Source organism: Exiguobacterium sp. s34 (genome assembly GCF_018617435.1).
GTDB classification, from domain to species: Bacteria; Bacillota; Bacilli; order Exiguobacteriales; family Exiguobacteriaceae; genus Exiguobacterium; species Exiguobacterium aestuarii.
The window spans coordinates 91,389-115,554 of record NZ_JACSKE010000007.1 but is presented as its reverse complement, the minus strand read 5'-3'; the positions used below and the strand labels follow the sequence as shown (position 1 = coordinate 115,554).

Here is a 24,166-nt window from a genome sequence, read left to right as displayed (position 1 = left end):
GTTCCCATGCCGAACACGGAAGTTAAGCGTCTCAGCGCCGAAAGTAGTTGGGGGATCTCCCCCTGTGAGGATAGGACGTTGCCAGGCAACAACGCAGAGGACGACCGAGCATAACGCTCGGTCGTTTTTTTGTTTCATTGAAACTTTATCCCTTCTTTTTCGTACAAAGTATGAGAAAGTGGGGATTGTTTTGTATATTCGATTAGCCACTATAAAAGACGTTTAACTGCAAGCTTTCGACAAGAGGCAGACACCTTGCAGTTACCAGTAAGAGATGTGAATGTCGAGACTCCTGGATACGAAAATGAACCAATGCCTTATTGAATCCGATGTATGAAACGAAAGGGGAAAACCAATGAAAGATTTTCAAGATGTGCAATTAGAGTTGCAACAGCGTCTTGCCGAGCGTGACCGACTTGTCCGTAAGCAAAAGACAATTGAAACGCAGTTGAAAGAGCACGAAACCGTACGAAAAGAGTTACTCAATACATTTACAAGGGAACAGCGTGATGTTTACGATCTTGAAAGCTTTTCACTCGTGAATACATGGCGAAAGTGGAGAGGGACATTTGATGAACAGCGTACAAAAGAGGTAGAGGAAGCTGCTCGAGCCGAACTGAAGTTACGTGAACATGAGGCGATGATTGACGAATTGACGCTTGAACATCGAGATTTACGAGAAAAACTGGAAGCCTATGAAACGATTGATGATGAATGGGAGACATTCTTAGAAACCAAAGAGGCACATCTTACTAAAGACCCGGCCGTTCGAAAAGATCTTCACCGTCTGACACATCAACAAGCGGAGATGAATGAACTTCTTATTGAATATCGGGAAGCGATTGAGGCGGGAAGATTCGCAAGAGCAACAATTGCGAAAACACTGAAGCATTTAGACAGCGCGAAGGGATGGTCGACGTACGATACGTTCTTTGGTGGAGGATTGATTGCGACTGCGATGAAGCATGATGCATTGGATGCTTCCGAACAGACGATGCATGAACTTCAATCTGCATTGGAACGTTTTTCCCGTGAATTAGCCGACGTGCAAGGAGTTGTCGAAGAGTTACATGTTCAACGTGGTTCCCTCATTCAGTTTGCGGATTACTTCTTAGATGACATTTTCTCCGAGTGGACCATGCACGGTAGAATCAATGAATCGCTTGATCATGTAAATGAACTTAATCAGGAAATCAATCGGTTGATTGCACGTATGACCATACAAGTAGAAAATCTCGAACAGCGACTCGAAGAGACTGATGAAAAAAGAAGACAGCTCATCCTCACGCGATGAGCTGCTTATTTACTCCGGTCGTTTTAACCAGTGGCGAAGTCCTTTCCCCGCATGAGGTCCTGCCTCGTAACGAGGAATGACGTGTAGATGAGCGTGAGGTACGGTTTGGTTCGAAGCCGTGCCGACGTTCCAACCGAGTGTGTATCCGTCAGGTTGAAAGGTTCGATCAAGATGTTCTTTTGCTATGTGAAGCAATTCGTTAGTATGCTGCCATTCTAACGATGTTAAGTCGAATGTCGTCGTGCGGTGCGCTTTCGGGACGATGACGCCTGAGCCGACGAGAACGTCCTGCTCGAGGTCGTGCATGAGAAAATAACAAGAGTCATTCTCAGCAACGATTGTTTGATGTGGATCGAGCGTGGGATGGCAAAATGGACAAGTAGACATGAGATTGATACACTTCCTTTCTATTATCTAGTGTACCAAAGGGGGAGAATCATGGAACGACTCATCGATGAAATCGAACAAAGGGTGAGACCGGGGCAACGAACGTTGATTGCCATCTCGGGGCATGGAGCGGCCGGTAAATCTACATTGGCTGAACGATTACGAGAAAGATTAGGGGATGTAAACCTGCTTCATACCGACCCGTACATCACAGATTCACAGTTACGGAAACAAACATTACTCACGTATGAACACGATGGAATACCCCATCACTATAAGATGACGGCTTGTCATCCGTCTGCGCATCATCTGCTTTCACTCGAGCGTGATGTCCGTATGATTCGGGAAGGGATTGGATTTTATACGATTGACGTCCCATATTTAGAGCGGACATGGATTGATCCCGAGAAGCCGATTACGATTGTTGAGGGCATGAGTGTCGCTTTTCTTGATCTCACTTCTTTTGACCAGTCGATTTATCTTTATACCGACGGAGAAACAGAATTTAGACGCAGAGCGAATCGTGATATCCAGGAACGGGGAATGGAACTGGATTACTTACGCGCCTCCCATGACGAGCGACGTCTTCAATATGAGTTGTTCATGCATCCGTATCGCCATCACTTCCAAACCATCGTCAATACGAGTGGGGATATCATTCAAATTGAAAAAACCGCTCACGAGGAGCGGTGACTGCGTAGCGTATCTTGAATACCGAGACCGAGCTGTTCTTGTTCACGTTCGAGTTGTTCCCACGTGAGGGAACGATGACGCAATTCGACGTCGTTCGCCATCGACTCAAGCGTGCGCTGAGTCTCGATGTTGTCGAGCCAATAGTAGAGGTCGATCCCGTCTTCGTGGAGGCGCCAAAACGATTTGACGACCTCAAACTCGTCGGCCCATTCACCGATTGGCTTGAATCCATACTTCTCAACGAATGGGTAAGGACGCTCTTCCCCAAGCGGGTCAATCACGTTACGAACAAACATTGGTTCAAGTCCAGCATGAGCAGTTGCGTCGAGCAGTCGTTTCAGTTCAGGCATCGGTTCGATTTCAATGTGTTCAATCACGTCAAACCAGACACGTTTCATGTCCTTGTCCCATAACGTCGCCTCCACGCTATAAGGGGCACCTGCGGAAGAAGGGGCATACATCGTCAATTCAAATGAAAATGGAACATCCTCCTTCGCACCGGGTTCTAGTACGACAGACAGCGGAATCGGTACTTCTTGAATGTCGGCTTCCCGATTGAATTCATTTCCTTCCATGGTGATGTCTTTAAAGGTCGTCAAAAAATTGAGTGTCAGTTCTTGTAGTCGAACGACGGTTGTCGTCGGGTTCGATACGTGCAGGGTTCCGGTCACTACCTGCTTCGGAATGAGTGCTGCCGGGTCAAAGGTGATATCGGCTTCGATCTCCGAAAAGAACCATTTCTTGAATCGGTTTCCCCATTTGGACATGGCGGTCGCGCCCCTTTTCTCTAAATTCTATACTGTTATATGTGTTCCCGATTCCATTTTTCAAAAAACATTGAGAAAAAGGTTGCTTTTTATAACTGTCTCGCTTATTATAGAGGATGTCGAAACAATTCAAACCATCGCGGGGTGGAGCAGTCTGGTAGCTCGTCGGGCTCATAACCCGAAGGTCGTCGGTTCAAATCCGGCCCCCGCAACCAATTTTTATTTAATTTCATATGTCGTCGCGGGGTGGAGCAGTCTGGTAGCTCGTCGGGCTCATAACCCGAAGGTCGTTGGTTCAAATCCAGCCCCCGCAACCAATTTTTAAATGAGATAGCGAAACGATAGCGTTTCGTGTTTTTTTTTGCTTAAAATGAAGTGTACAATGAGTACGTATGAGAAGTGATAAAAGGAGAACCATTCATGTATACATTGATTACGCATTCTGCGGCGGAGACGCAAGCGGTGGCAGAACGTTTGGCTACGCTCGTCGAAGCAGGAACGGTCATCACATTAAACGGTGACCTCGGCGCGGGCAAGACGACGTTCACACAAGGGTTCGCAAAAGGACTCGGTGTCACGCGGAACGTCAACAGTCCGACGTTTACGATTATGAAACAATACAAAGGGCGTTTGCCGCTCTATCATATGGATGTCTATCGTCTCGAAGATACGGGGGATGACATCGGTCTTGAGGAATACATCAACGGTGACGGTGTTGCCATCGTGGAGTGGTCGAACTTGATTGAGTCTTCTCTTCCGGAAGAACGCCTGGCCATCACAATTGAACGGGTCAGTGACGAGGAACGGAAATTGACGCTCGCTCCAACAGGTGACCGTTACGTTCGAATTGCCAAGGAGGTGCTCGCATGAAGCAATTAATGATCGATACCGCAACGACACGTTTGTCTGTCGCATTAAGTGAAGCTGGAGAAATTCAAGCTGAAGCGACAGTCATGGTCTCGAAAAATCATGCGGTCACACTCATGCCGATGATTGAACAGCTCATGGCAGCGGTCAAGTGGACACCGAATATGCTTGAACGGATCATTGTTACGACAGGACCTGGGTCGTACACAGGAATTCGGATTGGAGTGACGACAGCGAAGACACTCTCTTATACGCTGAACATTCCACTAATCGGGGTATCTGCCCTTCAACTCATGGCAGCGGCACCGAATACGTACTTGCCGGTCGTCTCGTTAATTGACGCGCGACGTGGCAACGCCTATATCGGATATTATCAGCACAACAAGGCACTGACGCACGATCAACATGCGTCAGTCGCCGACTGGTTGCGACTCAATAGTCAAGGACGTTTCCTCGTCGTTGGAGACGTCGAACCGTTCCGTGAGGAGTTGAGCGAATATGAGTATGTCGAAGCACCGGCTGCTCATCGTTACGGTCGTGCGAGCGATTTGGTTGTTTTCAGTGATGAGACGAATGACGTCCATGCGTTTGAACCAGAGTATTTGCGACTCGCCGAAGCGGAAGCAAAATGGTTAGAGGGACAAAACAATGGCTGACGTGAAAATTCGTCGAATGACGTGGCTCGATGTCGAGGAAGTGACGAAAGTCGAAGAGGCGTCGTTCTCGATTCCGTGGACAAAAGAAGCATTTATGAATGAGATGCTTCGGAATGAACAGGCCATTTATTTTGTCGCGGTCTATGACAAACGGGTTATCGGTTTTGTAGGGGTATGGCAAATCGTCGATGAAGGACATATTACAAACATTGCCGTCTTACCCGAATTTCGTGGACAAGGGATCGGGAATCAACTGTTAGCGGAGCTTGTTGCGTTCGCCAAGTCAAAGGGGCTTGTCGGATTGACGTTAGAAGTCCGCGTGTCGAACGTAGGGGCGCAAAAACTGTATGAGCAGTTTGGATTTATGCAAGCCGGACGAAGAAGACGTTACTATCAGGATAATAATGAAGACGCCTATATTTATTGGGCGAAGTTAGGAAGTGACTCAGAATGAACACATCACTGATTCTCTCGATCGAGTCGAGCTGTGACGAGACGTCTGTTGCGCTCGTCAAAGACGGAAAGACGCTCTTGTCGAACGTCGTCTCTTCTCAAATCGAGAGTCATAAACGATTTGGTGGCGTCGTCCCTGAAGTGGCGTCTCGTCATCATGTCGAGCGGATCACGTATGTCATTGACGATGCGTTGAGCGAAGCAGGCGTGACGATGGAAGACGTCGATGCGGTCGCGGTCACACAAGGACCGGGTCTCGTCGGTGCCCTTCTCGTCGGCATCAGTGCGGCCAAAGCATTGTCGTTCGCCCATCAAAAACCACTCATCGGCGTCCATCATATCGCGGGACATATTTACGCGAACGAACTCGTCGAAGAGATGCAGTTCCCACTCATCTGTCTCGTCGTCTCAGGTGGACATACAGAGCTCGTTTATATGCCAGAACACGGTGTATTCGAAGTAATCGGTGAGACACGTGATGACGCGGCAGGGGAGGCGTACGATAAAGTCGCACGCACACTCAGTCTTCCATATCCGGGAGGTCCGGCGATCGATCGTTTGGCAGCGGTCGGGGAAGACACGTACAATTTCCCACGCGTCCGTCTTGAACCAGGTAGCTTCGACTTCAGTTTCAGTGGCTTGAAGTCATCGGTCATCAACGCAGTACACAATGCGGAGCAACGTGGAGAGACGGTCATCCCGGAAAACTTGGCAGCGAGTTTCCAAGCGAGTGTCGTCGAAGTACTCGTTGAGAAAGCGATTCGTGCCGTGAAAGAAAAAGGGGCGAAGCAATTGCTCGTCGCTGGTGGTGTCGCGGCAAACCGTGGACTTCGTGCTGCGCTTCAGGAAGCTGCTACAGTTGAAGGGATTCAACTCGTCATCCCACCACTTGACCTGTGTGGGGATAACGCTGGCATGATCGGGGTTGCGGCACATCACGCGTATGTGCGCGGCAAGCGCGATACACTAGCGATGAATGCGGTTCCTGGGTTATCCTTAGAAGAGAGCATGACAGTCTAGGGGGAAATAGAGACATGACGAAACGCATCATCATCGGAGGACTTATCGTATTGCTCGTCGTTGCGACGTTCTTACAAGTACGAGAGATCATCCGCGCTTACAATATCGCCTATCAAGAGGAGATTGTCCCAGAAGAGACGCGAGTGAAGTCGTTGACTGGAGAAGAGTCATTAGAGGGCATTGGTCGTGTGACCGGAGAAAACACGCTGATTGAGTCATTATATGGCTACGCGAGTGTCGTCGATCAAAAGCCAGACCGTGTGATCGTCGTTGATCGCAATCTTGGTGTACAGCCGAAGGCGAGCGATGCTTATTATGAAATCGAGCGAGGTCGCGAGGCAACGGAAGAAGAGGCTGCGAAGTTTGACGCTTTGATCGAGGAACTCGATGAACAGCAACTGTTCGCACAAGTCATCTCGACACATGAGGCACGCTATGTGACGAATGACGAAAAATCGATGACGTTCTACAAAGTGTTCACACGTGACGTTGATACGAACGAGGCTGTCTTCTTTATTGCAGAAGACGGGACGAAGCTCGACTTCCATACGATTGGATTCCAACCGTTGCGATACTTCTAACTATAAAGAGAGGCCAGCGTATGATGATACGCTGACCTCTTTTTTCATGCCTTCAAGTTGGCAACGATTTTCCCGACGACGTGTCGGTCTGACAGTTCGACCAATTTCTTCGGGATGTCCGCGAACGGAATCGTCTCTTGAATCATCGGTCGAATCTCACCCGCTGCAAGCAGTTCGAGCATGTGCGTACCGATGCGGACGATGTTCGCCTCGCTCACGCGGTCCTGTTGATGATGGATTGCATTGAGCGCGACCTCATGGTAGGAGATGACGCGTGTGAACGGTTTGATGACACTCATGTCAGGGGCTCCTGCGATATGGGCGATGTGTCCGTTATAGGCGATGACGTGAAGGGAAGCGGTCGCCGTCTCCCGACCGACGGGATCGATGACGGCATTGACACCGTGACCACTCGTCAGTTCCATCACCCGTTGTTGCCAATCTTCCGTGTTGTAGTCGATCGCCTCGTCAGCTCCGAGTTGTTTGACCCAGTCATGGTTGCGCGCTGAAGCGGTCGTGATGACGCGTTTCCCAAGATACTTCGCGAGCTGAATCGCGAATCCGCCGACACCACCGGCCCCGGCGTGAATGAGGATCGTATCGATCGCATTCATCGGGAGTTTTTCAAAGATGGCTTGGTATGCTGTGAATCCTGCTGTCGGTAACGCGACCGCGTCAGCGAACGAGATGGATTCAGGGATTGGGACGACCATGTGTGCTTTGGCACGGGTGAATTCAGCGAAGCCGCCCCATTCATTCCAGTTGCCGTGATAGAGGACGCGGTCACCGACTTGTACATTCGTCACGTCATCCGCGACAGCGGCAATCTTACCGGCAACATCGAGCCCGAGCACGTGAGGATATGACCATTCGGGTTTGCCGTTGGTCGCGGTTTTATAGTCGACCGGGTTGAGGCCGGCGTATTCCCCTTCAATCAATACTTCGCCGGAACGAAGTGTCGGTGCGTCGACCTCCTCGATTTGCATCGTCTGCCATGCGTTCGGTTCATGTAGTAATAAAGCTTTCATGTTCAATCCACTCCTTATAAATTTATTTATCGATGTATCCTTTAAACGTTATTTGTCTTATGATTTACTCCCTTTTATACTGAAGGTAACGAATACAAAAGGAGTTTACACAGATGATTGATTTTGAATGGTATCGCAGTTTTATCCACGTGTACCAACAGCGTTCTGTATCGGCTGCGGCGCGTGTCCGATTTTTAACACAGCCGGCTGTCAGCCAACATATCGCCGCACTTGAAGCGGAACTCGAGACGTCCCTCTTCACACGTGCACCACGTCAGATGATTCCGACGGATGCGGGGAAGGAACTGTACACGCAAGTGGTCGGGTTGATCGACCGTCTCGAAGAGTTGTCACTTGAGATGAAATATGTCTCAGGGGAGCAACCGCGTCCGGTCCTCAAGTTCGGTGGACCGACGGAGTTCGTCACACATGAGATTATACCCGCTTTACCGTTTGATATTGCACAGTACATCGCAGATTTTGGGATGACCGCGGACTTGATTAAGCGCTTGGCGGACGGGGAACTCGACTTCGTCATCGCGACGAAGCGGATGGAGGAGCCAGGGATTCAATACGTTCCGATTGCCGACGAATCATTTCTATTAGTGGCACCGAACGATTGGGAAGTCCCGATCGACGAGTTGAAAGACTGGATGGACCGCCAGCCGTGGATCAGTTACGGATTGGAGCTGCCCATCATCCGTCGTTACTACCAGACGCAGTTCGGGGAACGTCCAGACATCCGTCCGGAGATGATTTTACCAAACGTCGACGCAATCCTTGCGGCGATCGAATCGAAGTGTGGCATCAGCATCTTGCCGAACTATTTAATTCGACATGCACTCGAGCGAGGAACGGTTCAAGTCGTGTCGCCTGAGCGTTTTGCGACGAACGTTATTTACCTCGCGCACCGGACCGAGTCGAAGCATGACCCCGTCATCAACCAAGTCATCAAAGCGTTGCAGGAGGCAAAATGAAGTAGGACCCACGTGGGCCCTACTTTTTATAATGCATTTGTTAAGATAGTCGCTACGTCTTGTTGACGGAGTGGGACGTACTGGCCGATCTGTTCAGCGACCATCGCCCGTTCTGCCATCAATTCGAGGTGTGTGGCGTCAATCTCATAATCACTCAGACGTGACGGGGCACCGATTGATGTCCAGAAGTCTTGTAAAGCCTGAACCGTCTCCTCGACGAGCACGTCATCCGACTTGCCATTCACGTCAATACCAAAGACGCGTTCACCGAGTTGAATGATGCGCTCGGGGCGTGTCTTCCCAACGTAGCGAAGCCATTCCGGGAAAAGGATGGCGAGACCGCCACCGTGCGGGATATCGTAGACGGCAGAGACCGCATGCTCAATCATATGGGTCGCCCAATCCGTCTTCACGCCCATCGATAACGTCCCGTTTAAGGCGAACGTTCCATTCAACAACATCGTTTCGCGTGCGTCGAAATCATTCAAGTTTTCAACGAGACGAGGCGCCGTCTCCATCATGGTCCGTAAAATCGATTCTCCGAAGCGTTCCTGGAGTAAAGCGTTCTCTGAAGCATGGAAGTATTGTTCGAAGACGTGCGACATGATATCGACGATTCCGTAAACGGTTTGGTTCGCCGGTACACTCAACGTGTACGTTGGGTCGAGCACGCTGAATTTCGGATAAGTGAGTGGTGAACCGAACGAGCGCTTGTCCTGTGCCTCCCAGTTTGTGATGACGGCTCCACCATTCATTTCCGATCCCGTGGCCGCCAATGTCAAGACGGTCCCAATCGGTACCGCATCTGTGACGGGGACTTGTCGTGTCACAATGTCCCACGGATTCCCGTCATATTTTGCACCGGCTGCGATTCCTTTCGCACAGTCGATGACGCTACCTCCACCGACAGCAAGGATGAGGTCGATGTGATGTTCATGGACTAAGTCGATCCCTGTTTGAACTGTCGTCAGACGTGGATTTGGTTCGACGCCAGAGAGTTCGACGACGGTTGCTCCCATGTCGGATAAAAGAGCAGTCACTTCATCATAAAGTCCGTTTGCTTTGACGCTCCCGCCACCGTATAAAAGAAGGACGCGGTCCCCGTATTGTGGAATTTCGGTACGGAGTGATTCCAGTTGTCCTTTCCCGAATAAGAGTTTAGTCGGGTTGTGATAGTGAAAACGTTCCATCGGTTAGTCTACCTCCTTGATTTCTTCTAAGTATTGAACATCGCGACGAGCAAGCAATGCTTCTGCTTCTTTGCGATACGTTTGATAGTGGGGTGAGGCGATATGCGCATCGAGTGCCGCCTTGTCGGCCCACTTCTCGTAAAAGACGAACGCGTCCGAGTTGCCTTCGACACGATGTAACGTATAGAAGACGCAACCTGCCTCGGCGCGTGATGGGGCGACGACTTTTCGTAAATGTGTCTCAAGCGCGGACCCGAGACCGGGCTTCGCTTGAATCTGAGCTAAAATGGTAATCATCTTCATTCCTCCTCATCTATAAAACCCGCCTGTTCGAGAACAGGCGGGTCGTCCTCTTTCATCGATTGGCAACGAGAAAGAATCGATTAGTTTAACGTGTTGATGACGGCTTTTGCGACAGCAACCGTCGACTGTGGATTTTGGCCTGTTACCAAGTTTCCATCGACTTGAACGTTTTCTGTGAAGTTGTCTGCGAGCACGATGTTCGCACCGAGTTCACGAAGACGCGTTTCAAGTAGGAACGGCATGTAGATATCAAGACCTGTCGCACGTTCTTCTTCATCCGTGAACGTCGCAATCGTTTTACCGTTCACTAGTGGTGTCCCGTCAGACAATGTCGCACCGACAAGACCAGCGGGACCGTGGCAGACGGCAGCAACCGTTTTACCTGCTTCAAATAGTGAACGGATGGCAACATTCAACGCTTCACTTTGTGGAAGGTCGAACATTGTTCCGTGACCACCTGGCATGAAGATGGCATCGAATTGATCGAAGTTGGTGATCGTCTTCAAATCAATCGTATCTTCGAGAAGAGGAGCCGTCGCTTGAATGTCAGCCGGTACTTCTCCTTCTAAACTGCGTGCGTCGATTGGAGATTGACCACCGTTCGGGCTAGCGACCGTGATGTCATATCCTTGTTGTTTGAACTCGACGTATGCCTCACCAAATTCGGATAACCAAAGTCCAGTCGTGTGACCGTCCTTCATTTCTTTTGCGTTCGTCACGACCGTTAATACATGTTTACTCATCTGTCATTCCTCCTAAGAAATACTCCGTTGTTTCGGTACGTGACTAGAATAACGCGCACTCTAACGAAAAACAAATTAAGAAAAAACGCCTAATCTATAAAAAAAATTATACATAAATCAAAAAGCCGTCCTCTCGCAAAAAAGAGGACGGATGGTTCACGCTTTAGGCTGTCGATAGTTCTCGCGATGCCATGTATTGATGCGGCTCACGATAAACACGAGGAGGGCGAGAATCCACATGAAGAGCGTCTCTTCATAGAAGTGGGCCCACACCGAGCCGGGCGCATAGAACGTATGAACGGTCACATCGACCGGCCAGACGACGATACGGATGAAGAGCGTACTCATGAGAAGGCCACTGAAAAGACTGAGTAGAATCCCTGGCCACGTCTGAATGATGAAGCCAATCACGACCGGTAAAAAGTAAAAGAGAATAGACGGGACGATTGTCGATTCGCCTCGGATGAGTTCAGACACGAACTCGGTTCCGGTCGGCACAATGTAGGCCAGTCCCGTGAGGAACGCTTGGATGAACTCGATTCGCATGGCACGGGTACGCATCATGTATGGAGTTCCTCCCATTCCGCATAGAGAGCTGTGATCGATTCTTTCGCTGCGTCTGATTCGGTTGACAACTCCTGGGCGCGGGCGAAGTCGTTGAAGACATCCGGTTCACAGAGCAATTGTTCAATTTCATCAAGGCGGTTCTCATGTTGCTCAATCGCAAGTTCGATCTCTTCGATGCGCTGTTTGATCCGACGCTCTTCCCGTTGTTGCTCTTTGTCGGCACGCTGTTTCTTCACAACGACCTGCTTCGTCTCTTCACGAGCGAGACGCGCGAGTTCTTCGAGTTCTTCTTTCTTCTCGACGTAATACGAGTAGTCCCCGAGATACTCGTCGATGCCGTTCGGCGTGATTTCTAACACACGTGTCGCGAGTCGGTCAATGAAGTATCGGTCGTGTGAGACAAAGAGGATTGTACCTGGGTAGTCGAGGAGCGCATTCTCTAAAATCATCTTCGAGTCGAGGTCCAAGTGGTTCGTCGGCTCATCTAAGATGAGCAGGTTCGGCTGCTCGAGCTTTAATTTGGCCAACGTGAGACGTGCCCGTTCGCCACCAGAGAGTTCGTGGACGCGCTTCATGACATCATCGCCGCTGAAGAGGAATTGTCCGAGAAGACTCCGGACTTCCTGTTCGCGCATGAGTGGCCAGTCATTCCAAATCTCGTCGATGACACGGTTCGCGTCGGACAAGTTTTGTTGTTCCTGATCGTAGTAGCCGATCTCGACGCCGGTCCCGTAGCGAATCTCGCCAGTGAGGGCGGCTTGCTGTTTCGTCAACACTTTAAGTAATGTCGACTTTCCGACCCCGTTCGGACCGACGAGGGCGACCGATTCACCGCGTTGTAGCTGGAAGCGAAGATGTTGGGCGATTGCGTCCTCATATCCGATGGCGAGGTCACTCGCGCTCAATACATCGTTTCCGCTTTGGCGTTTGATGGAGAAGGAAAGGACGGCACTGCGCTCGTCACCATCTGGAGCATCGAGGCGGTCGACTTTCTCGAGACGCTTCCGCACGCTTTGCGCACGTTTCGTCGTTGTCGCCCGAGCGATGTTTCGCTGAATGAAGTCCTGCATCTTGGCAATCTCTTCTTGCTGCGACTCAAACTGCTTCTTTTCTTGTTCGTAGAGGGCGGCCTTCTGCTCGAGATACTTCGTATAGTTCCCGACGAAACGGCGGCTGCGGTGACGCGACAGCTCATAGACGACCGAGACGACACGGTCGAGGAAGTACCGGTCGTGGGAGACGATGAGGACGGCGCCTTTATAGCCGCTCAAGTACTTCTCAAGCCAGGCGAGCGTCTCGATGTCCAAATGGTTCGTCGGCTCGTCCAAGATGAGTAGGTCGGGACTTTGAAGGAGCATCTTCGCCAAGGCGAGGCGTGTCCGTTGTCCACCGGAGAGTGTGTCGATGCGACGTTCGAAATCGTCCGGATAGAAACGCATTCCATGGAGGACCGAGCGGATCGTTGCTTCATATTGATATCCGCCACGTTCTTTGAACGTATGCTGCTCTTCATCATAAGAAGAGAGGAGACGTTCGTACGCCGCAGCGTCATTTAAAATCCGTTCCGAGCCCATATCTGCTTCCATGCGACGGAGCGTCTTTTCTTGCTCGATTAAGCCCGTGAAGACGGTGAGCATCTCGTTCCAAATGGTCTCATCGGATTCTAGCCCTGAGTCTTGGGCGAGATAGCCGATCGTGACGTCTTTCGGCTTCATGATGTCCCCAGAGTCATAGTTATATTCACCAGCGATGACCTTCAAAAGCGTCGACTTACCGGCCCCGTTACGACCGACGAGGGCGACGCGTTCGCCTTCTTGGATTTCGAGTTTTACGTTTTCTAAAATCGGCTCAACGCCGAAGGATTTGGATAAGTTATTGACTTGCAGTAGGATCAAGTGAAAAAACCCCTTTCTCTCTATTTAGTATACTGTATTTTTCAGCGATTTTAGGTATATTCGTTGAGTGGTCATGTGAATTCGTTTACAATCAAGGTGTATGAAATTCAGATTCGTTTGTAACGTGTCGTAAAAAGGAGGCTCTTTCCGTTGAGTCAAAACGAACCAAAGATTCCACAAGCGACAGCCAAACGGTTGCCACTATACTATCGATTTATTCAAAGCCTGCATGCGTCAGGGAAACAACGTGTCTCTTCAGCAGAACTGAGTGAGGCGGTCAAGGTCGATTCGGCTACGATTCGCCGTGATTTCTCGTACTTCGGTGCGCTCGGTAAAAAGGGATATGGCTATAACGTGCAGTATCTGTTAGACTTTTTCCGAAAGACACTGAATCAGGACGAGATTACGAATGTCGCCTTGGTCGGGGTCGGTCACCTTGGGACGGCATTCGTCAACTATAACTTCCTTAAAAACAATAACACACATATCGTCGTCGGGTTCGACGCAGACGAGACAAAAGTCGGCACGACGATGTCAGGCGTCCCAATTCATCACGTCGATGAGATGGAACAGATTATGGAGCAAAACAAGATTGACGTCGCGATTTTGACGGTACCTTCTGCCTATGCGCAGTCCGTCGCAGACGACTTGGTGCGTTTCGGCATCAAGGGCATCTTGAACTTCACACCGGCACGACTTACCGTACCGGACACGGTTCGCGTTCATCACATCGATTTGTCGATTGAGCTGCAGTCACTCATTTACTTTATGCAACACTATCCAACCGCTGAGGGGGTCCATCAATAATGGAATTACTAGCATCATCACTCGTCGTCGGAATTCCGGGTGGGGCGAGTCTATTCATCATCGCCATCATCGCGCTCATCATCTTCGGACCGAAGAAATTACCGGAGTTTGGTCGCGCGGCCGGACAGACGCTTCGTGAGTTCAAAAATGCAACGAACGGCATGATGAACGAGCACGACGAGAACGACAAGAAAGCTATCGAAAAGAAAGAGCAGTAAGCCATGAATCATCAACCTGATCAAGAGCGGGAACTTACCGATCACTTGACAGAGCTGCGAAGACGACTGATGCTATCTGCATTTGTCGTCTTTGCCTTCTTTTTGATGGCTTTGCCGAGTGTCAAATATGTACTCGCGTACTTGCAAGAAGATCTCGTCGAACGCGGGCTCGAACTGAACGCCTTTGGGGTCGCGGACCCGCTCATGATTTACTTGAACTTGGCGCTCATCATCGGCCTGATTGCGGCGAGCCCATTCCTACTGTATCAAGTGTGGGCGTTTGTCGCACCCGGTCTGCATCCGAATGAACGGAAAGGCACCCTTGCCTATATCCCGATCATCTTCGGATTGTTCTTGATCGGTCTTGCGTTCGCCTACTATTGGTTGTTCCCGCTCGTCCTCGATATCTCGACGGACCTCGGGCAAGACCTCGGACTCGAACAAATCATCGGAGCCAACAATTACTTCACGTTCTTGTTGCAACTGACGATCCCGTTCGGTCTATTGTTCCAATTGCCGGTCGTGACGATGTTCTTGACCCGGATTGGTGTCGTGACACCATACTTCTTATCGAAGATTCGTAAGTATGCGTACTTCGCGCTATTCGTAGTCGCGGCATTCATCACACCGCCGGATTTGACATCGCACCTCATGGTATCATTGCCACTCTTCTTCCTATATGAAATCAGTTTATCGATTTCACGCGTCGCCTACAAAGGAGTGCTACGTCGGGAGAAAGAAGCGATGGTGCAAGAACAGATGGATTTAATGAAACAGATGAATGAGAAATAAGCATCGTTCCGTAAATGGGACGATGCTTTTTTATGTGCACTACACTATAGTTCAATTGGAAGTTCATACTGTTCAAATTTTAGACACTTTTACGTGAAATAGTGAGCATAGTCATTGAATCCTATATTGTGAAATAGTACACTAAGGTCAAGAATTAAATGTGATATTTATCACAATGTGAAAAGAAACGTACGGTCTAACATAAAAGGAGAGACGACTCATATGAAAATCGCAGTCATCGGATGTACACACGCAGGAACAGCAGCTGTCAAAGGGTTACTCGCAAAGCACGACAATCTCGACATCACCGTTTACGAGCGGAACGACAACGTCAGCTTCCTCTCATGTGGGATTGCGCTCCACGTCGGTGGGGTCGTCCAACGTGCAGAAGAATTATTCTACTCATCTCCACGTGAACTTGAAGAACTCGGAGCGACAATGCGGATGAAACATGACGTCTTATCCATCGATGTCGAAGCGAAGACGGTCCACGCCAAAAATCTCGAGACGGGAGAAGACGTGCATGACACGTATGACCGCTTGATCGTCACGACAGGTTCATGGCCGATCGTCCCGACGCTCCCAGGAATCGAAATGAATGGAATCGAACTTTGTAAAAACTATGCGCACGCACAACGCATTATCGAGCGGGCGACAGACGCGACGAAGATTGCCGTCATCGGGGCGGGGTATATCGGGGTCGAACTCGTCGAGGCGTTTGAAGCATACGGTAAACATGTCACATTCATCGACAGTGCCGACCGTATCTTGAACAAATATCTCGACAAGTCGTTCACGGATCAATTGGAAGCGGATATGACAAGTCGCGGAATCGACCTCGAACTTGGTCAGACGGTCGAGGCATTCCGTGGAACGAGCGGAAACGTCACACATGTCGTGACGGACAAAGGTGAATTCGAGGCGGACCTCGTCATCTTGTGTGTCGGATTTCGTCCGAACACAGGACTCTTAGAAGGACAGGTCGACATGCTCGGAAACGGTGCCATCATCGTCGATGAATATATGCGCACGAGCAACCCGGACATCTTTGCGGCAGGCGACAGCTGTGCCGTCTACTACAACCCGGCGCGTACACACGCCTATATCCCACTTGCGACGAATGCGGTCCGGATGGGAACGCTCGTCGCAGAAAACATGATGCAGCCTCGTGTCCGCTATCAAGGGACACAAGGAACGTCAGGACTACGACTCTATGACTGGAACATCGCGTCGTCTGGGTTAACGGAAGAAGCGGCAACACTCTTCGGACTCGACGTAGAAAGTGTCGTCATCGAGGATGCGTATCGTCCGGAGTTCATGCCGACCGCAGAGAAAGTTGAATTCAAACTCGTCTACGAAAAAGAGACGCATCGCATTGTCGGAGGACAAGTGTTGTCGAAAGCGGATTTGACACAAGCGGTCAACACGCTCTCTCTTGCGATCCAAAACGAGATGACGATCGAAGAGCTCGCATATGTCGACTTCTTCTTCCAACCGCACTACAACAAACCATGGCACTTCCTGAACAGCGGTGCGCTTGAAGCGATGAAAGACAAAGTGAATGCCTAACAAAAAAACGCGGAAGCTAACAGCTTTCGCGTTTTCTTATAGATAGTGCGGTTCATCCTTCATCAAATTGGCAAGTAAGATGTAAATGAGAAAGTTTGCTGGCAAAAAGACGAATAAGAGACGAATCCCAAAAGAAGAGATATTCACATATTCAGCAATCCCGCCACATACTCCGGCAATGGAACGGTCGGTCGCCGACTTTCGAAAGGTACGTTGCATAGCAAATCTCCTTATGAGTTGATATGAAAATTTTACCATATGAGCTCACGAAAAAGCGCACCGAATCAATTGGTGCGCTATTGTTTATTTTAGAATGTCGACGAGTTCATCAAGTACTTGGTTGGCAGAAAGGACACCACCTGATGTGTTCCAAATGTCATCACTGACCTCTGTCACTTCACCTGATTTGACGGCATCGAGGTCTTTCCATAACTGGTTCGACTGCCATTCTTCTGCTGTTTTTGATCCGTCTGCTCCGCCGTATGTGAAGTAGACGATATGGTCGCCAGCCATCTCTGGAATGCGTTCCATCGTGATTTCTTCAGCAAACTCGGTACGATCTTGCGAAGCTGGGCGTTTTACCCCGACATCTCCTAAGATGACACCCGAGAAGCTATCCGTGAAGTAAATACGTGACGCGCCAGGAAGGAAGCGGACGACAGAGAGTTCTTTGTTCACGGCGTCTCCGAGTTCAGCTTTCGTATCTTCGACGTGCTGATCGTAAGCAGCTAACACTTCATTTCCTTCTTCTTCAAGGTTGAGTGCGTTCGCATAAAGGGCGAAGTTTTCTTGCCAATCTCCTTTGAGTGTTTCTGACATGACTGTTGGCGCAATGGCGTTCAATTTGTCGTAGATGTTCTCTTGACGAAGTTTTGTTCCGATGATGAGGTCTGGCTTGAGTTTCGCGATGGCCTCTAAGTTGACTTCACTTTCTGTCCCGACTTCTGTGACATCTGTCATCTCGGATTCGATGTGTGGATACCACGGGTCACCGTTCCAAGATTTGACGGCTCCGACCGGTTTGACGCCAAGGGCGAGAAGGGCCTCTGTCCCTTCATTCGTCAAAACAACGATGCGTTCCGGATTTTCAGGTACGTCGGCCGTTCCCATTGCGTGCTCGATCGAGCGCGTCGCCGCATCTGAACTTGTATCGTTATCTGTATCGTCTGATCCACCGCAAGCGGCGAGGACGACAGTTAAGCAAAGCGTAAGTAACGCAAGCATCCACTTTTTCATTTAAAATTCTCCTCTATGTAAGTGATTTTCCTACCTGACTATAAATGATAATGATTCTCACTGTCAACCCCTTTTTCTGGAACGTAATATTTGCTATGGTAGGAAAGGAAAGAAGTGAGGACATGAAAAAACCTTGGATCAAATTACTCTTCTTGATCATTTGCCTACCAATTTTAAGTTATGTCAGCTTACGTGTCGGTGTCATCGTAGTCAGTCATGAAGATGTGATGACATTTCAAGCGAACGGTTCATCACAGGCGATGATTGCATTGGCAGACAATCGCATCCCACGTACAATCGTGGCGTTACTCGTTGGCAGTGTGCTCGGTCTTGCCGGTCTCATCTTTCAACTCGTGACGCGTAACCCGCTCGCATCCCCCGATATCTTGGCCGTGAACGCAGGTGCGAGTTTGGCCATCGTGCTTGTGACCCTTTTTGGGTTCAGCAGTATCGCCTCATTCACGACAGCCTCGCTCATCGGAGCGTTTATCGCTGGTGTGATTGTATATCTGCTCAGTGCGAACGGTGGAAACGTCATGTATATGACACTTGCTGGTGCATCACTAGCGGCTTTATTTAGCTCATTCACTCAGTCGATTATCGCTTATGAGGAAGGCGCACTCGATGAGGTACTGTTCTGGTTGACCGGATCGGTCGCCGGGCGATCACTCATGCTCGTCGAAACCTTGTTACCGTGGATGATGGGTGCAGTCGTGCTCGTGCTCTTGATCAGTAAAGAACTCGAGACGTTATCGCTCGGAGACCAAGTGGCGCGTTCGCTTGGACAAAACGTCGGTGTCATCAAGTTTGTTGCGGTGACGCTTGCCGTCGTGCTCTCCGCATTCGGAGTGGCGCTCGCTGGACCGATTGCATTTGTCGGTCTGCTCGCACCCCATTTGGCGAAATATCTGTTCGGGACGGCCTTTTTCGCTCGTCTCGCAGGAAGTGCACTCATCGGAAGCGTTCTGTTGCTTTCGGCCGATATTTTAGGACGCGTCATCCTGTTCCCACGCGAAGTGACGGTGGGCGTCGTGCTCGCGGTCGTCGGTGGGGCATTCTTCATCTATCTCGTCAGTGTCAGACAAGGAGTCTTTAAATCATGAAAACATACCGCTTTCGAAAAGGTCCCGTCTCGTTCACGCTCCGAAAGCGTGAAATCGAGTTGGCGCTGCTACTCATCGTCGGATTACTCCTATCGATTTATTTCGGGCTCGCCATCGGTGACACGTTCCTCAGTCCAGCTTCACTCGCTGCCTTGTTCGTCGGGGCAGGAGATGCGTTCGAACAGCTCGTCGTCTTTGAGTTCCGAATGCCCCGCGTGTTGATGGCAATGACTGCCGGGGCGAGTCTCGCCGTCAGTGGACATTTGTTACAACTGACAATCAAAAATGAATTGGCATCCCCGGAGATTTTCGGGATTGTCGGTGGCGCAGGAGTCGCGACGGCCACGTTTTTTACAGTTTTCACGGATGAGCGAACGAATCAACTGTCGGTCCCGCTCGCCTATATCCCGATTGCCTCATTCCTCGGGGCGATTGTTGTTGGGATGTTCCTCTTCTATTTATTAAAACGTGGAGTTCCACCGGTCCGTCTTGCACTCGTCGGAATCGGAATCAGCATTTTCTCGCAAGGGATTGTTCAGTTCATGATGCTCGCTTCGAACGTCTACCGGAAGAATGATATTCAGCAATGGCTCACTGGTACCGTGTACGCTGCGACGTGGAATCAATTGAAGATCATGGTGCCGTTCGTACTCCTCTTTTTATTGGCTGCTTTTTTGATTGAACGTCACGTGCGTCCGCTACACATCAGTGAGGCGACGGCGACAAGTATCGGTGTTCCGGTTCGCGGGATTCAGCGTGGCACGCTATTGTTATCGTGTTTACTCGCCGGAATTGGTGTCGCTTTTGTCGGCGCGATTGGATTTGTCGGGTTGATGGCACCTCATATCGCTCGTCAAGGATTGAAGCTCCCTTACGTATGGGCAACGCTTCTCGTTGGGGCGACGATTGTGGTGTTGGCGGATGTACTCGCACGAACCATTTTTTATCCGTACGAGTTACGGACTGGCGTGATGACAGCCGTCATCGGAGCACCGTATTTCTTCTATTTACTTCGACGGATGATGAAAGGAAGCATGAGATGAACACATTTGATTTAAAAGAAGTGACCATCGGATATGAACAGAAGCCGGTGCTCGATCATTTGTCGTTTTCCATTCCCCATGGAAAAATCACCGTCCTTCTCGGGGCGAATGGCTGCGGGAAGTCGACGCTTCTCTCGACGCTCGCACGACAGCGAGATGCACTGGGCGGAGAAATCACATTTCGGGAAAAACCGCTTAATTCGTATCGCGCCAAAGAGGCAGCTCGGCTCATGGCGTTCATGCCACAAGTGAACGTGGCACCGGATGGATTGACCGTCGAACAGCTTGTCCGCTTCGGTCGTTATCCGTATCAGACGTTCTTCAAACGATACTCAGAAGATGATGAACGAGCCGTGGAGAGGGCGCTCGCCTTCACGGATACGGTTTCGCTCCGTGACACGCTTGTCAGCAATCTTTCAGGTGGACAAAAGCAACGGGTATGGATTGCGTTGGCACTCGCCCAAGAGTCGGAGACGATCCTGCTCGATGAACCGACGACATACTTGGATATGTCGCACCAAATTGAGATTTTGGATTTGATGTATCGTTTGAACCGATTAGAAGGCAAAACGATTATCATGGTACTCCATGATCTCCATCTCGCCTGTCGCTATGCCGATCATGTCATCGCCCTCGCAGGTGGTAACGTGTATTGCGAAGGCAGTCCGAACGACGTTGTCGACGAGACGTTCATGAAAGACGTGTTTGGCCTAAAAGTCGTGGTGACAGAAGACCCGTTATACGGGACACCGCTCTGTGTACCGTATTCGCACTACGAGTTGAATGAAAAACGACCGACCTGAACCTAGTCTACGGACTAGGTTTTTTTACGGGAAAGCAGGGAAAAAGAGTAGGGTAAGTGCTCGTCATGCTTTCTACCTTAAAGGAGGAATTTTTCATGGCTAAAAAGGAAAAACAACCGTATCACATCGTCACGTTCACGTTCCCGGAAGAGGCCATCTCGTATCAGGCGTTCAGTAAACTGAAAAAGTATCATTCGGATGGACTCGTCGGATTCGAACAATTGGTCATCATCAAGCGTGAAGAAAACGGGGCGTTCTCGTTCGAGGATGCGGCGCAACTCGCACCCGTCAACAAGTCGACGAAAGGTGCGCTCATCGGGATGGCGGTTGGAATCCTCGGTGGACCGTTCGGAATTTTATTCGGAACACTCACAGGTGGTCTCATCGGCGGCACGAAAGACGTGAAGCATATGCAAGGTATTCAAGATACATTCAAACGGACGGTCGGTAACATCGAACCAGGTCAGACCGGAGTCATGGCCATCGGGGAAGAATTCGACCCATCGATTTTAGACGGACTCGCAGAAGAGTATGGAGGAACGGTCACGCGGACAGACGAGGAGTTGTGAGTCATGAAACTCGGAATCTTAGGTGCCGGGAAGGTCGGACGCACGCTCGGGGAGCAGTTCGAACAGGCCGATTATGAGGTGTTGTACGGAACACGGACGGAGCGGGAAGGAACGTTGACGTTACAAGAAGTCGCCTCAGCGAGTGATGTGCTCCTGCTCTGTACGCCATTTGCGGCAGCGGTCGATCTATTGCCGACACTCGACGGACTGGATGGAAAAGTAGTGATTGATGTGACGAATCCGATTGCCATCGAGTTTAACGAAGTCGAGCGACCGGACGGGGTGTCGGGCGCGGAGTATTTGCAGCGACTCGTTCCCGATACGAAAGTTGTCAAAGCGTTCAACCAGACGGGCGTCGAGAATTTAGGCAATCCGAATGGGTCTGTCATGTTCGTTGCAGGGGATGATGAAGAGGCGGTGCGGCTTGTCGTTGAGCTATCGAACAAGATCGGTTTCGATACGCACCCACTACACGGTCTGAAACTCGCCCGTGAACTAGAAGGGTTGGCGTGGCTATGGATTCATTACGCGGTGAAAGAACGGAAGACACGAGATTTTGCATTCTACTTAAATGAACTCTAAAAGACGATCGGGGCAAGATGCCTCGATCGTCTTTTTTGATTAGAATCCTGTGTAGCGGTCAGATCGTGTTTGGAGCAGTTCAATCGTCTCACGTTCGATTTGTTCGACTTCGCGCTGTTGCCAACCAGGCATGAGGAATGCATCGACGAGTGCCCAAATTCCTGTAATGATGGCACCGAAACCGAGCGTCAAGACGACGAGGAGGACCATGGCGATCCCTGACCCAATCTTTTTGAAATAAAAGCGATGTGCACCGAGTGCACCGACGAAAAACCAAAGTAAGTACGCAACGAGTAAGCTGCGTTTCCGCTTCTCGACTTCGCTGTTGACGAGTTGCATTTCTTCCGTCGTCAAATCCATACGTGAAACATTCATCGGATTTCAACTCCCTATTCATTATTGTTATAATAAGTTCGGATTCTAGTATATCGGAAAATGGATTTGTTTCCATGATTTCCTAAAAAGAAAAGAGGTTCTCTATGCTTTTTCCGATTTTGACGTTCATCGTCGCGTTCGTACACGTCGTTGGCGGTGCGATTGCGTTATATCAATACCCACAATATAAACGAATGGCCATCAGTGCGATTGTCCTCGGATTCGTCTACGGTGGATTGACCGTGGCAGTGATTGGATTATGAAGTGGGGCGAACAATCACGCTCGTCATGTCACTCGACAAAAAACCATCCGTTCTATTGAGAAGGGATGGTTTTGATTTAGGACGCCGCTCGTCGTAGGACGAGCTTTTCTTTTACATAGATGCCGCTATAGACGAGGAAACAGCCGAAGCTGACCAACAGTCCGATGTAGACGCTCATCATGAACGGGGTGAGAAGTGAACCAATCAAGATCGTCGAGCGTGATAAGAAATCGGCACCAGCAAATGAGGTTCCCGCAAATGCCGAGTACGCACCACGTCGGTCTTCTGGCATCATGTTCGCCTTCTCCGTATTCAATACTGGCGAGTACAACAATTCGCCGAACGTAGCGATGAGCATGAAACCGAGGAGAAGCATCATCGAGTTCGCGCTCGTGATGACGGCGTATCCGATTGTGTACAACGCGAGCCCACCGAGGAGCGTATGCTTGTTTGAGAAACGTGAGGCGAGACGTTGGATGAAGAACGTCAATGCGACGACGATGAGCGTGTTCTCGATTTGAATGAGACTCATCATCCGCACCCCGTTGATTGTCCAGTCTTCAAACGAGAGCGGTTCGAACGAATCGGCGAGCCTTACCGCGACATAACTACCCATCGAGAACTCGGCAGCGAGGATACACATTGAGCCGAAGACGACTTTGACGAACGGGCGGTCACGCCAGGCGATTTGATAACTTTGGAATACGTCGACGAAGACGAGGCGGAGCTTCTGTGAGGTCCACGTCCGTTTCGTATCTTCGAGAAAAATGGCGTACGCGATCGGCAACATGCTTGATGTGAATGTCAAAATCCAAAACAGTAACAGCTGGTTACTGACATAGAGCCAGCCTCCGAGCGCCGTCCCAATCGTGATCGATAAGTTGATCAACCAGTAATCGAGCGCGTACACGGCTTTTCGATTCTCAGGCGTCGTCGCATCGATGATGATGGCGCTCATCGCCGGACGACCAAGGTTGTTCGTGACCGTAAAGATCGTATAGGCAATCATGAAGACGATCATCTGGTCGAACTGGAGACTGAGCGTCATGACGAGAAACATGGATGCTGTGAGACTTGCCGTCAACACGAGAAGTCTCTTCCGTGAAAATTTATCAGCGAGGTATCCTCCAATCAACCCAATCACATATCCGAGACAAACGAGCGAGACTAAGAAGACGCCCGCGATCCATTCGTTAAATGCTTTGACAAAGAGAAGTGCCATGAACGGCATGATTGCGAATGAGACCGAACGATTGAAAAATGAGGTTACGAGTCGAACTTTTATTGGTTTAGGTATATCTTTCCATTTCATCTTGTCACCTTCCATTCTGTACCTGTATGATAAACAAGACAATGGATTTGAAAAATGGACGACATGGGGAAAT

General features: G+C 49.9%; 30 protein-coding genes, 2 tRNA genes and 1 rRNA gene. 21 read left to right on the top strand and 12 right to left on the bottom strand.

Going from position 1 to position 24,166, the window contains the following annotated elements; genetic code table 11:
• Positions 1–87, top strand: a 5S ribosomal RNA gene (gene rrf, locus KNO87_RS14145); the annotation flags it as partial.
• 268 nt (positions 88–355) lie between these two features.
• Positions 356–1,294: a coiled-coil domain-containing protein gene (locus KNO87_RS14140; RefSeq protein ID WP_214814832.1), complete on the top strand. Its 939-nt coding sequence runs from the start codon at positions 356–358 to the stop codon at positions 1,292–1,294.
• 9 nt (positions 1,295–1,303) lie between these two features.
• Here the strand turns inward: KNO87_RS14140 and KNO87_RS14135 are convergent, their stop codons facing one another.
• Complete coding sequence (locus KNO87_RS14135) at positions 1,304–1,681, bottom strand: HIT family protein (protein ID WP_214814830.1); 378 nt, start codon at positions 1,679–1,681, stop codon at positions 1,304–1,306.
• 51 nt (positions 1,682–1,732) lie between these two features.
• Between KNO87_RS14135 and KNO87_RS14130 the strand changes: the two genes are divergently transcribed.
• Entirely contained in the window at positions 1,733–2,374 is a 642-nt protein-coding gene (locus KNO87_RS14130) for a uridine kinase family protein (RefSeq protein WP_214814828.1), read from the top strand.
• Here the strand turns inward: KNO87_RS14130 and KNO87_RS14125 are convergent.
• Positions 2,359–3,141 (bottom strand): sporulation protein, encoded by a 783-nt coding sequence (locus KNO87_RS14125; RefSeq protein WP_214814826.1) that lies wholly within the window; start codon positions 3,139–3,141, stop codon positions 2,359–2,361. The genes KNO87_RS14130 and KNO87_RS14125 overlap by 16 nt on opposite strands.
• 138 nt (positions 3,142–3,279) lie before the next feature.
• Here KNO87_RS14125 and KNO87_RS14120 point away from each other — a divergent pair.
• From KNO87_RS14120 to KNO87_RS14090, 7 genes are all read left to right on the top strand, one after another.
• Positions 3,280–3,356: transfer RNA gene (locus tag KNO87_RS14120), tRNA-Met, on the top strand.
• A 25-nt stretch (positions 3,357–3,381) separates the two neighbouring features.
• A tRNA-Met gene (locus tag KNO87_RS14115) sits at positions 3,382–3,458 on the top strand.
• A gap of 103 nt (positions 3,459–3,561) precedes the next feature.
• Entirely contained in the window at positions 3,562–4,011 is a 450-nt protein-coding gene (gene tsaE, locus KNO87_RS14110; protein WP_214790828.1) for a tRNA (adenosine(37)-N6)-threonylcarbamoyltransferase complex ATPase subunit type 1 TsaE, read from the top strand.
• Positions 4,008–4,664, top strand: a complete 657-nt coding sequence (gene tsaB, locus KNO87_RS14105) for a tRNA (adenosine(37)-N6)-threonylcarbamoyltransferase complex dimerization subunit type 1 TsaB (RefSeq protein ID WP_214814824.1) — start codon at positions 4,008–4,010, stop codon at positions 4,662–4,664. The genes tsaE and tsaB overlap by 4 nt, the downstream gene beginning before the upstream one ends.
• Complete coding sequence (rimI, locus tag KNO87_RS14100) at positions 4,657–5,118, top strand: ribosomal protein S18-alanine N-acetyltransferase (protein WP_214814822.1); 462 nt, start codon at positions 4,657–4,659, stop codon at positions 5,116–5,118. Before tsaB ends, rimI begins: the two co-directional genes overlap by 8 nt.
• Positions 5,115–6,137 (top strand): tRNA (adenosine(37)-N6)-threonylcarbamoyltransferase complex transferase subunit TsaD, encoded by a 1,023-nt coding sequence (tsaD, locus tag KNO87_RS14095; RefSeq protein ID WP_214814820.1) that lies wholly within the window; start codon positions 5,115–5,117, stop codon positions 6,135–6,137. Before rimI ends, tsaD begins: the two co-directional genes overlap by 4 nt.
• A 14-nt stretch (positions 6,138–6,151) precedes the next feature.
• Complete coding sequence (locus KNO87_RS14090) at positions 6,152–6,718, top strand: hypothetical protein (RefSeq protein WP_214814818.1); 567 nt, start codon at positions 6,152–6,154, stop codon at positions 6,716–6,718.
• Between the two features lie 44 nt (positions 6,719–6,762).
• Here KNO87_RS14090 and KNO87_RS14085 read toward each other — a convergent pair whose 3' ends face one another.
• The gene (locus KNO87_RS14085; protein WP_214814816.1) at positions 6,763–7,746 is read right to left on the bottom strand and encodes a zinc-binding dehydrogenase; all 984 of its coding nucleotides are present in this window, start codon (positions 7,744–7,746) and stop codon (positions 6,763–6,765) included.
• 113 nt (positions 7,747–7,859) lie between these two features.
• Here KNO87_RS14085 and KNO87_RS14080 point away from each other — a divergent pair, with 113 nt between their 5' ends.
• On the top strand, positions 7,860–8,723 hold the full coding sequence (locus tag KNO87_RS14080; protein WP_214814814.1) for a LysR family transcriptional regulator: 864 nt from the start codon (positions 7,860–7,862) through the stop codon (positions 8,721–8,723).
• 26 nt (positions 8,724–8,749) lie between these two features.
• On the opposite strand, the gene KNO87_RS14075 is transcribed toward KNO87_RS14080, so the two are convergent.
• From KNO87_RS14075 to KNO87_RS14055, 5 genes are all read right to left on the bottom strand, one after another.
• Positions 8,750–9,913, bottom strand: coding sequence for an iron-containing alcohol dehydrogenase (locus tag KNO87_RS14075; RefSeq protein ID WP_214814812.1), 1,164 nt, complete (start codon positions 9,911–9,913; stop codon positions 8,750–8,752).
• Positions 9,914–9,916: 3 nt separating this feature from the next.
• Positions 9,917–10,210 (bottom strand): putative quinol monooxygenase, encoded by a 294-nt coding sequence (locus KNO87_RS14070; RefSeq protein ID WP_214814810.1) that lies wholly within the window; start codon positions 10,208–10,210, stop codon positions 9,917–9,919.
• A gap of 86 nt (positions 10,211–10,296) precedes the next feature.
• Entirely contained in the window at positions 10,297–10,959 is a 663-nt protein-coding gene (locus KNO87_RS14065) for a type 1 glutamine amidotransferase domain-containing protein (protein ID WP_214814808.1), read from the bottom strand.
• A gap of 156 nt (positions 10,960–11,115) precedes the next feature.
• Positions 11,116–11,523: a hypothetical protein gene (locus KNO87_RS14060; protein ID WP_214790850.1), complete on the bottom strand. Its 408-nt coding sequence runs from the start codon at positions 11,521–11,523 to the stop codon at positions 11,116–11,118.
• Positions 11,520–13,421, bottom strand: a complete 1,902-nt coding sequence (locus KNO87_RS14055; protein WP_214790852.1) for an ABC-F family ATP-binding cassette domain-containing protein — start codon at positions 13,419–13,421, stop codon at positions 11,520–11,522. The genes KNO87_RS14060 and KNO87_RS14055 overlap by 4 nt, the downstream gene beginning before the upstream one ends.
• A 150-nt stretch (positions 13,422–13,571) precedes the next feature.
• Here KNO87_RS14055 and KNO87_RS14050 point away from each other — a divergent pair, with 150 nt between their 5' ends.
• The 4 genes from KNO87_RS14050 (at position 13,572) to KNO87_RS14035 (ending at position 16,807) form a co-directional block, all read left to right on the top strand.
• Positions 13,572–14,228 (top strand): redox-sensing transcriptional repressor Rex, encoded by a 657-nt coding sequence (locus KNO87_RS14050; RefSeq protein ID WP_214790854.1) that lies wholly within the window; start codon positions 13,572–13,574, stop codon positions 14,226–14,228.
• The gene (tatA, locus tag KNO87_RS14045; protein ID WP_034770678.1) at positions 14,228–14,446 is read left to right on the top strand and encodes a twin-arginine translocase TatA/TatE family subunit; all 219 of its coding nucleotides are present in this window, start codon (positions 14,228–14,230) and stop codon (positions 14,444–14,446) included. Before KNO87_RS14050 ends, tatA begins: the two co-directional genes overlap by 1 nt.
• A 3-nt stretch (positions 14,447–14,449) precedes the next feature.
• Positions 14,450–15,238: a twin-arginine translocase subunit TatC gene (gene tatC, locus KNO87_RS14040; RefSeq protein WP_214742996.1), complete on the top strand. Its 789-nt coding sequence runs from the start codon at positions 14,450–14,452 to the stop codon at positions 15,236–15,238.
• 222 nt (positions 15,239–15,460) lie between these two features.
• Positions 15,461–16,807, top strand: coding sequence for an FAD-dependent oxidoreductase (locus KNO87_RS14035; RefSeq protein ID WP_214814806.1), 1,347 nt, complete (start codon positions 15,461–15,463; stop codon positions 16,805–16,807).
• Between the two features lie 36 nt (positions 16,808–16,843).
• Here KNO87_RS14035 and KNO87_RS14030 read toward each other — a convergent pair whose 3' ends face one another.
• Both KNO87_RS14030 and KNO87_RS14025 read right to left on the bottom strand, forming a co-directional pair.
• Complete coding sequence (locus KNO87_RS14030) at positions 16,844–17,026, bottom strand: PspC domain-containing protein (RefSeq protein ID WP_214814804.1); 183 nt, start codon at positions 17,024–17,026, stop codon at positions 16,844–16,846.
• An 84-nt stretch (positions 17,027–17,110) separates the two neighbouring features.
• Positions 17,111–18,043, bottom strand: coding sequence for an ABC transporter substrate-binding protein (locus KNO87_RS14025; RefSeq protein ID WP_214814803.1), 933 nt, complete (start codon positions 18,041–18,043; stop codon positions 17,111–17,113).
• Positions 18,044–18,165: 122 nt separating this feature from the next.
• Here KNO87_RS14025 and KNO87_RS14020 point away from each other — a divergent pair, with 122 nt between their 5' ends.
• From KNO87_RS14020 to KNO87_RS14000, 5 genes are all read left to right on the top strand, one after another.
• Positions 18,166–19,146 (top strand): FecCD family ABC transporter permease, encoded by a 981-nt coding sequence (locus KNO87_RS14020; protein WP_214814801.1) that lies wholly within the window; start codon positions 18,166–18,168, stop codon positions 19,144–19,146.
• Positions 19,143–20,189, top strand: coding sequence for a FecCD family ABC transporter permease (locus KNO87_RS14015; protein ID WP_214814799.1), 1,047 nt, complete (start codon positions 19,143–19,145; stop codon positions 20,187–20,189). Before KNO87_RS14020 ends, KNO87_RS14015 begins: the two co-directional genes overlap by 4 nt.
• Positions 20,186–20,992 (top strand): ABC transporter ATP-binding protein, encoded by an 807-nt coding sequence (locus KNO87_RS14010; RefSeq protein ID WP_214814797.1) that lies wholly within the window; start codon positions 20,186–20,188, stop codon positions 20,990–20,992. Before KNO87_RS14015 ends, KNO87_RS14010 begins: the two co-directional genes overlap by 4 nt.
• Positions 20,993–21,087: 95 nt before the next feature.
• Positions 21,088–21,561, top strand: coding sequence for a hypothetical protein (locus KNO87_RS14005; protein ID WP_214814795.1), 474 nt, complete (start codon positions 21,088–21,090; stop codon positions 21,559–21,561).
• Between the two features lie 3 nt (positions 21,562–21,564).
• The gene (locus KNO87_RS14000) at positions 21,565–22,143 is read left to right on the top strand and encodes an NADPH-dependent F420 reductase (protein ID WP_214814793.1); all 579 of its coding nucleotides are present in this window, start codon (positions 21,565–21,567) and stop codon (positions 22,141–22,143) included.
• Between the two features lie 39 nt (positions 22,144–22,182).
• Here KNO87_RS14000 and KNO87_RS13995 read toward each other — a convergent pair whose 3' ends face one another.
• The gene (locus tag KNO87_RS13995; protein ID WP_214814791.1) at positions 22,183–22,518 is read right to left on the bottom strand and encodes a TM2 domain-containing protein; all 336 of its coding nucleotides are present in this window, start codon (positions 22,516–22,518) and stop codon (positions 22,183–22,185) included.
• A gap of 104 nt (positions 22,519–22,622) precedes the next feature.
• Between KNO87_RS13995 and KNO87_RS13990 the strand changes: the two genes are divergently transcribed.
• The gene (locus KNO87_RS13990; protein ID WP_015880595.1) at positions 22,623–22,781 is read left to right on the top strand and encodes a hypothetical protein; all 159 of its coding nucleotides are present in this window, start codon (positions 22,623–22,625) and stop codon (positions 22,779–22,781) included.
• 76 nt (positions 22,782–22,857) lie between these two features.
• Here KNO87_RS13990 and KNO87_RS13985 read toward each other — a convergent pair whose 3' ends face one another.
• Positions 22,858–24,093 (bottom strand): MDR family MFS transporter, encoded by a 1,236-nt coding sequence (locus KNO87_RS13985; protein ID WP_214814789.1) that lies wholly within the window; start codon positions 24,091–24,093, stop codon positions 22,858–22,860.
• Positions 24,094–24,166 lie beyond the last annotated feature (73 nt).

Coding starts and splice junctions, on each gene's coding strand:
- KNO87_RS14140 (WP_214814832.1), top strand. CDS start 356: ATGAAAGATTTTCAAGATGTGCAATTAGAGTTGCAACAGCGTCTTGCC.
- KNO87_RS14135 (WP_214814830.1), bottom strand. CDS start 1,681: ATGTCTACTTGTCCATTTTGCCATCCCACGCTCGATCCACATCAAACA.
- KNO87_RS14130 (WP_214814828.1), top strand. CDS start 1,733: ATGGAACGACTCATCGATGAAATCGAACAAAGGGTGAGACCGGGGCAA.
- KNO87_RS14125 (WP_214814826.1), bottom strand. CDS start 3,141: ATGTCCAAATGGGGAAACCGATTCAAGAAATGGTTCTTTTCGGAGATC.
- tsaE (WP_214790828.1), top strand. CDS start 3,562: ATGTATACATTGATTACGCATTCTGCGGCGGAGACGCAAGCGGTGGCA.
- tsaB (WP_214814824.1), top strand. CDS start 4,008: ATGAAGCAATTAATGATCGATACCGCAACGACACGTTTGTCTGTCGCA.
- rimI (WP_214814822.1), top strand. CDS start 4,657: ATGGCTGACGTGAAAATTCGTCGAATGACGTGGCTCGATGTCGAGGAA.
- tsaD (WP_214814820.1), top strand. CDS start 5,115: ATGAACACATCACTGATTCTCTCGATCGAGTCGAGCTGTGACGAGACG.
- KNO87_RS14090 (WP_214814818.1), top strand. CDS start 6,152: ATGACGAAACGCATCATCATCGGAGGACTTATCGTATTGCTCGTCGTT.
- KNO87_RS14085 (WP_214814816.1), bottom strand. CDS start 7,746: ATGAAAGCTTTATTACTACATGAACCGAACGCATGGCAGACGATGCAA.
- KNO87_RS14080 (WP_214814814.1), top strand. CDS start 7,860: ATGATTGATTTTGAATGGTATCGCAGTTTTATCCACGTGTACCAACAG.
- KNO87_RS14075 (WP_214814812.1), bottom strand. CDS start 9,913: ATGGAACGTTTTCACTATCACAACCCGACTAAACTCTTATTCGGGAAA.
- KNO87_RS14070 (WP_214814810.1), bottom strand. CDS start 10,210: ATGATTACCATTTTAGCTCAGATTCAAGCGAAGCCCGGTCTCGGGTCC.
- KNO87_RS14065 (WP_214814808.1), bottom strand. CDS start 10,959: ATGAGTAAACATGTATTAACGGTCGTGACGAACGCAAAAGAAATGAAG.
- KNO87_RS14060 (WP_214790850.1), bottom strand. CDS start 11,523: ATGATGCGTACCCGTGCCATGCGAATCGAGTTCATCCAAGCGTTCCTC.
- tatA (WP_034770678.1), top strand. CDS start 14,228: ATGGAATTACTAGCATCATCACTCGTCGTCGGAATTCCGGGTGGGGCG.
- tatC (WP_214742996.1), top strand. CDS start 14,450: ATGAATCATCAACCTGATCAAGAGCGGGAACTTACCGATCACTTGACA.
- KNO87_RS14035 (WP_214814806.1), top strand. CDS start 15,461: ATGAAAATCGCAGTCATCGGATGTACACACGCAGGAACAGCAGCTGTC.
- KNO87_RS14030 (WP_214814804.1), bottom strand. CDS start 17,026: ATGCAACGTACCTTTCGAAAGTCGGCGACCGACCGTTCCATTGCCGGA.
- KNO87_RS14025 (WP_214814803.1), bottom strand. CDS start 18,043: ATGAAAAAGTGGATGCTTGCGTTACTTACGCTTTGCTTAACTGTCGTC.
- KNO87_RS14020 (WP_214814801.1), top strand. CDS start 18,166: ATGAAAAAACCTTGGATCAAATTACTCTTCTTGATCATTTGCCTACCA.
- KNO87_RS14015 (WP_214814799.1), top strand. CDS start 19,143: ATGAAAACATACCGCTTTCGAAAAGGTCCCGTCTCGTTCACGCTCCGA.
- KNO87_RS14010 (WP_214814797.1), top strand. CDS start 20,186: ATGAACACATTTGATTTAAAAGAAGTGACCATCGGATATGAACAGAAG.
- KNO87_RS14005 (WP_214814795.1), top strand. CDS start 21,088: ATGGCTAAAAAGGAAAAACAACCGTATCACATCGTCACGTTCACGTTC.
- KNO87_RS14000 (WP_214814793.1), top strand. CDS start 21,565: ATGAAACTCGGAATCTTAGGTGCCGGGAAGGTCGGACGCACGCTCGGG.
- KNO87_RS13995 (WP_214814791.1), bottom strand. CDS start 22,518: ATGAATGTTTCACGTATGGATTTGACGACGGAAGAAATGCAACTCGTC.
- KNO87_RS13990 (WP_015880595.1), top strand. CDS start 22,623: ATGCTTTTTCCGATTTTGACGTTCATCGTCGCGTTCGTACACGTCGTT.
- KNO87_RS13985 (WP_214814789.1), bottom strand. CDS start 24,093: ATGAAATGGAAAGATATACCTAAACCAATAAAAGTTCGACTCGTAACC.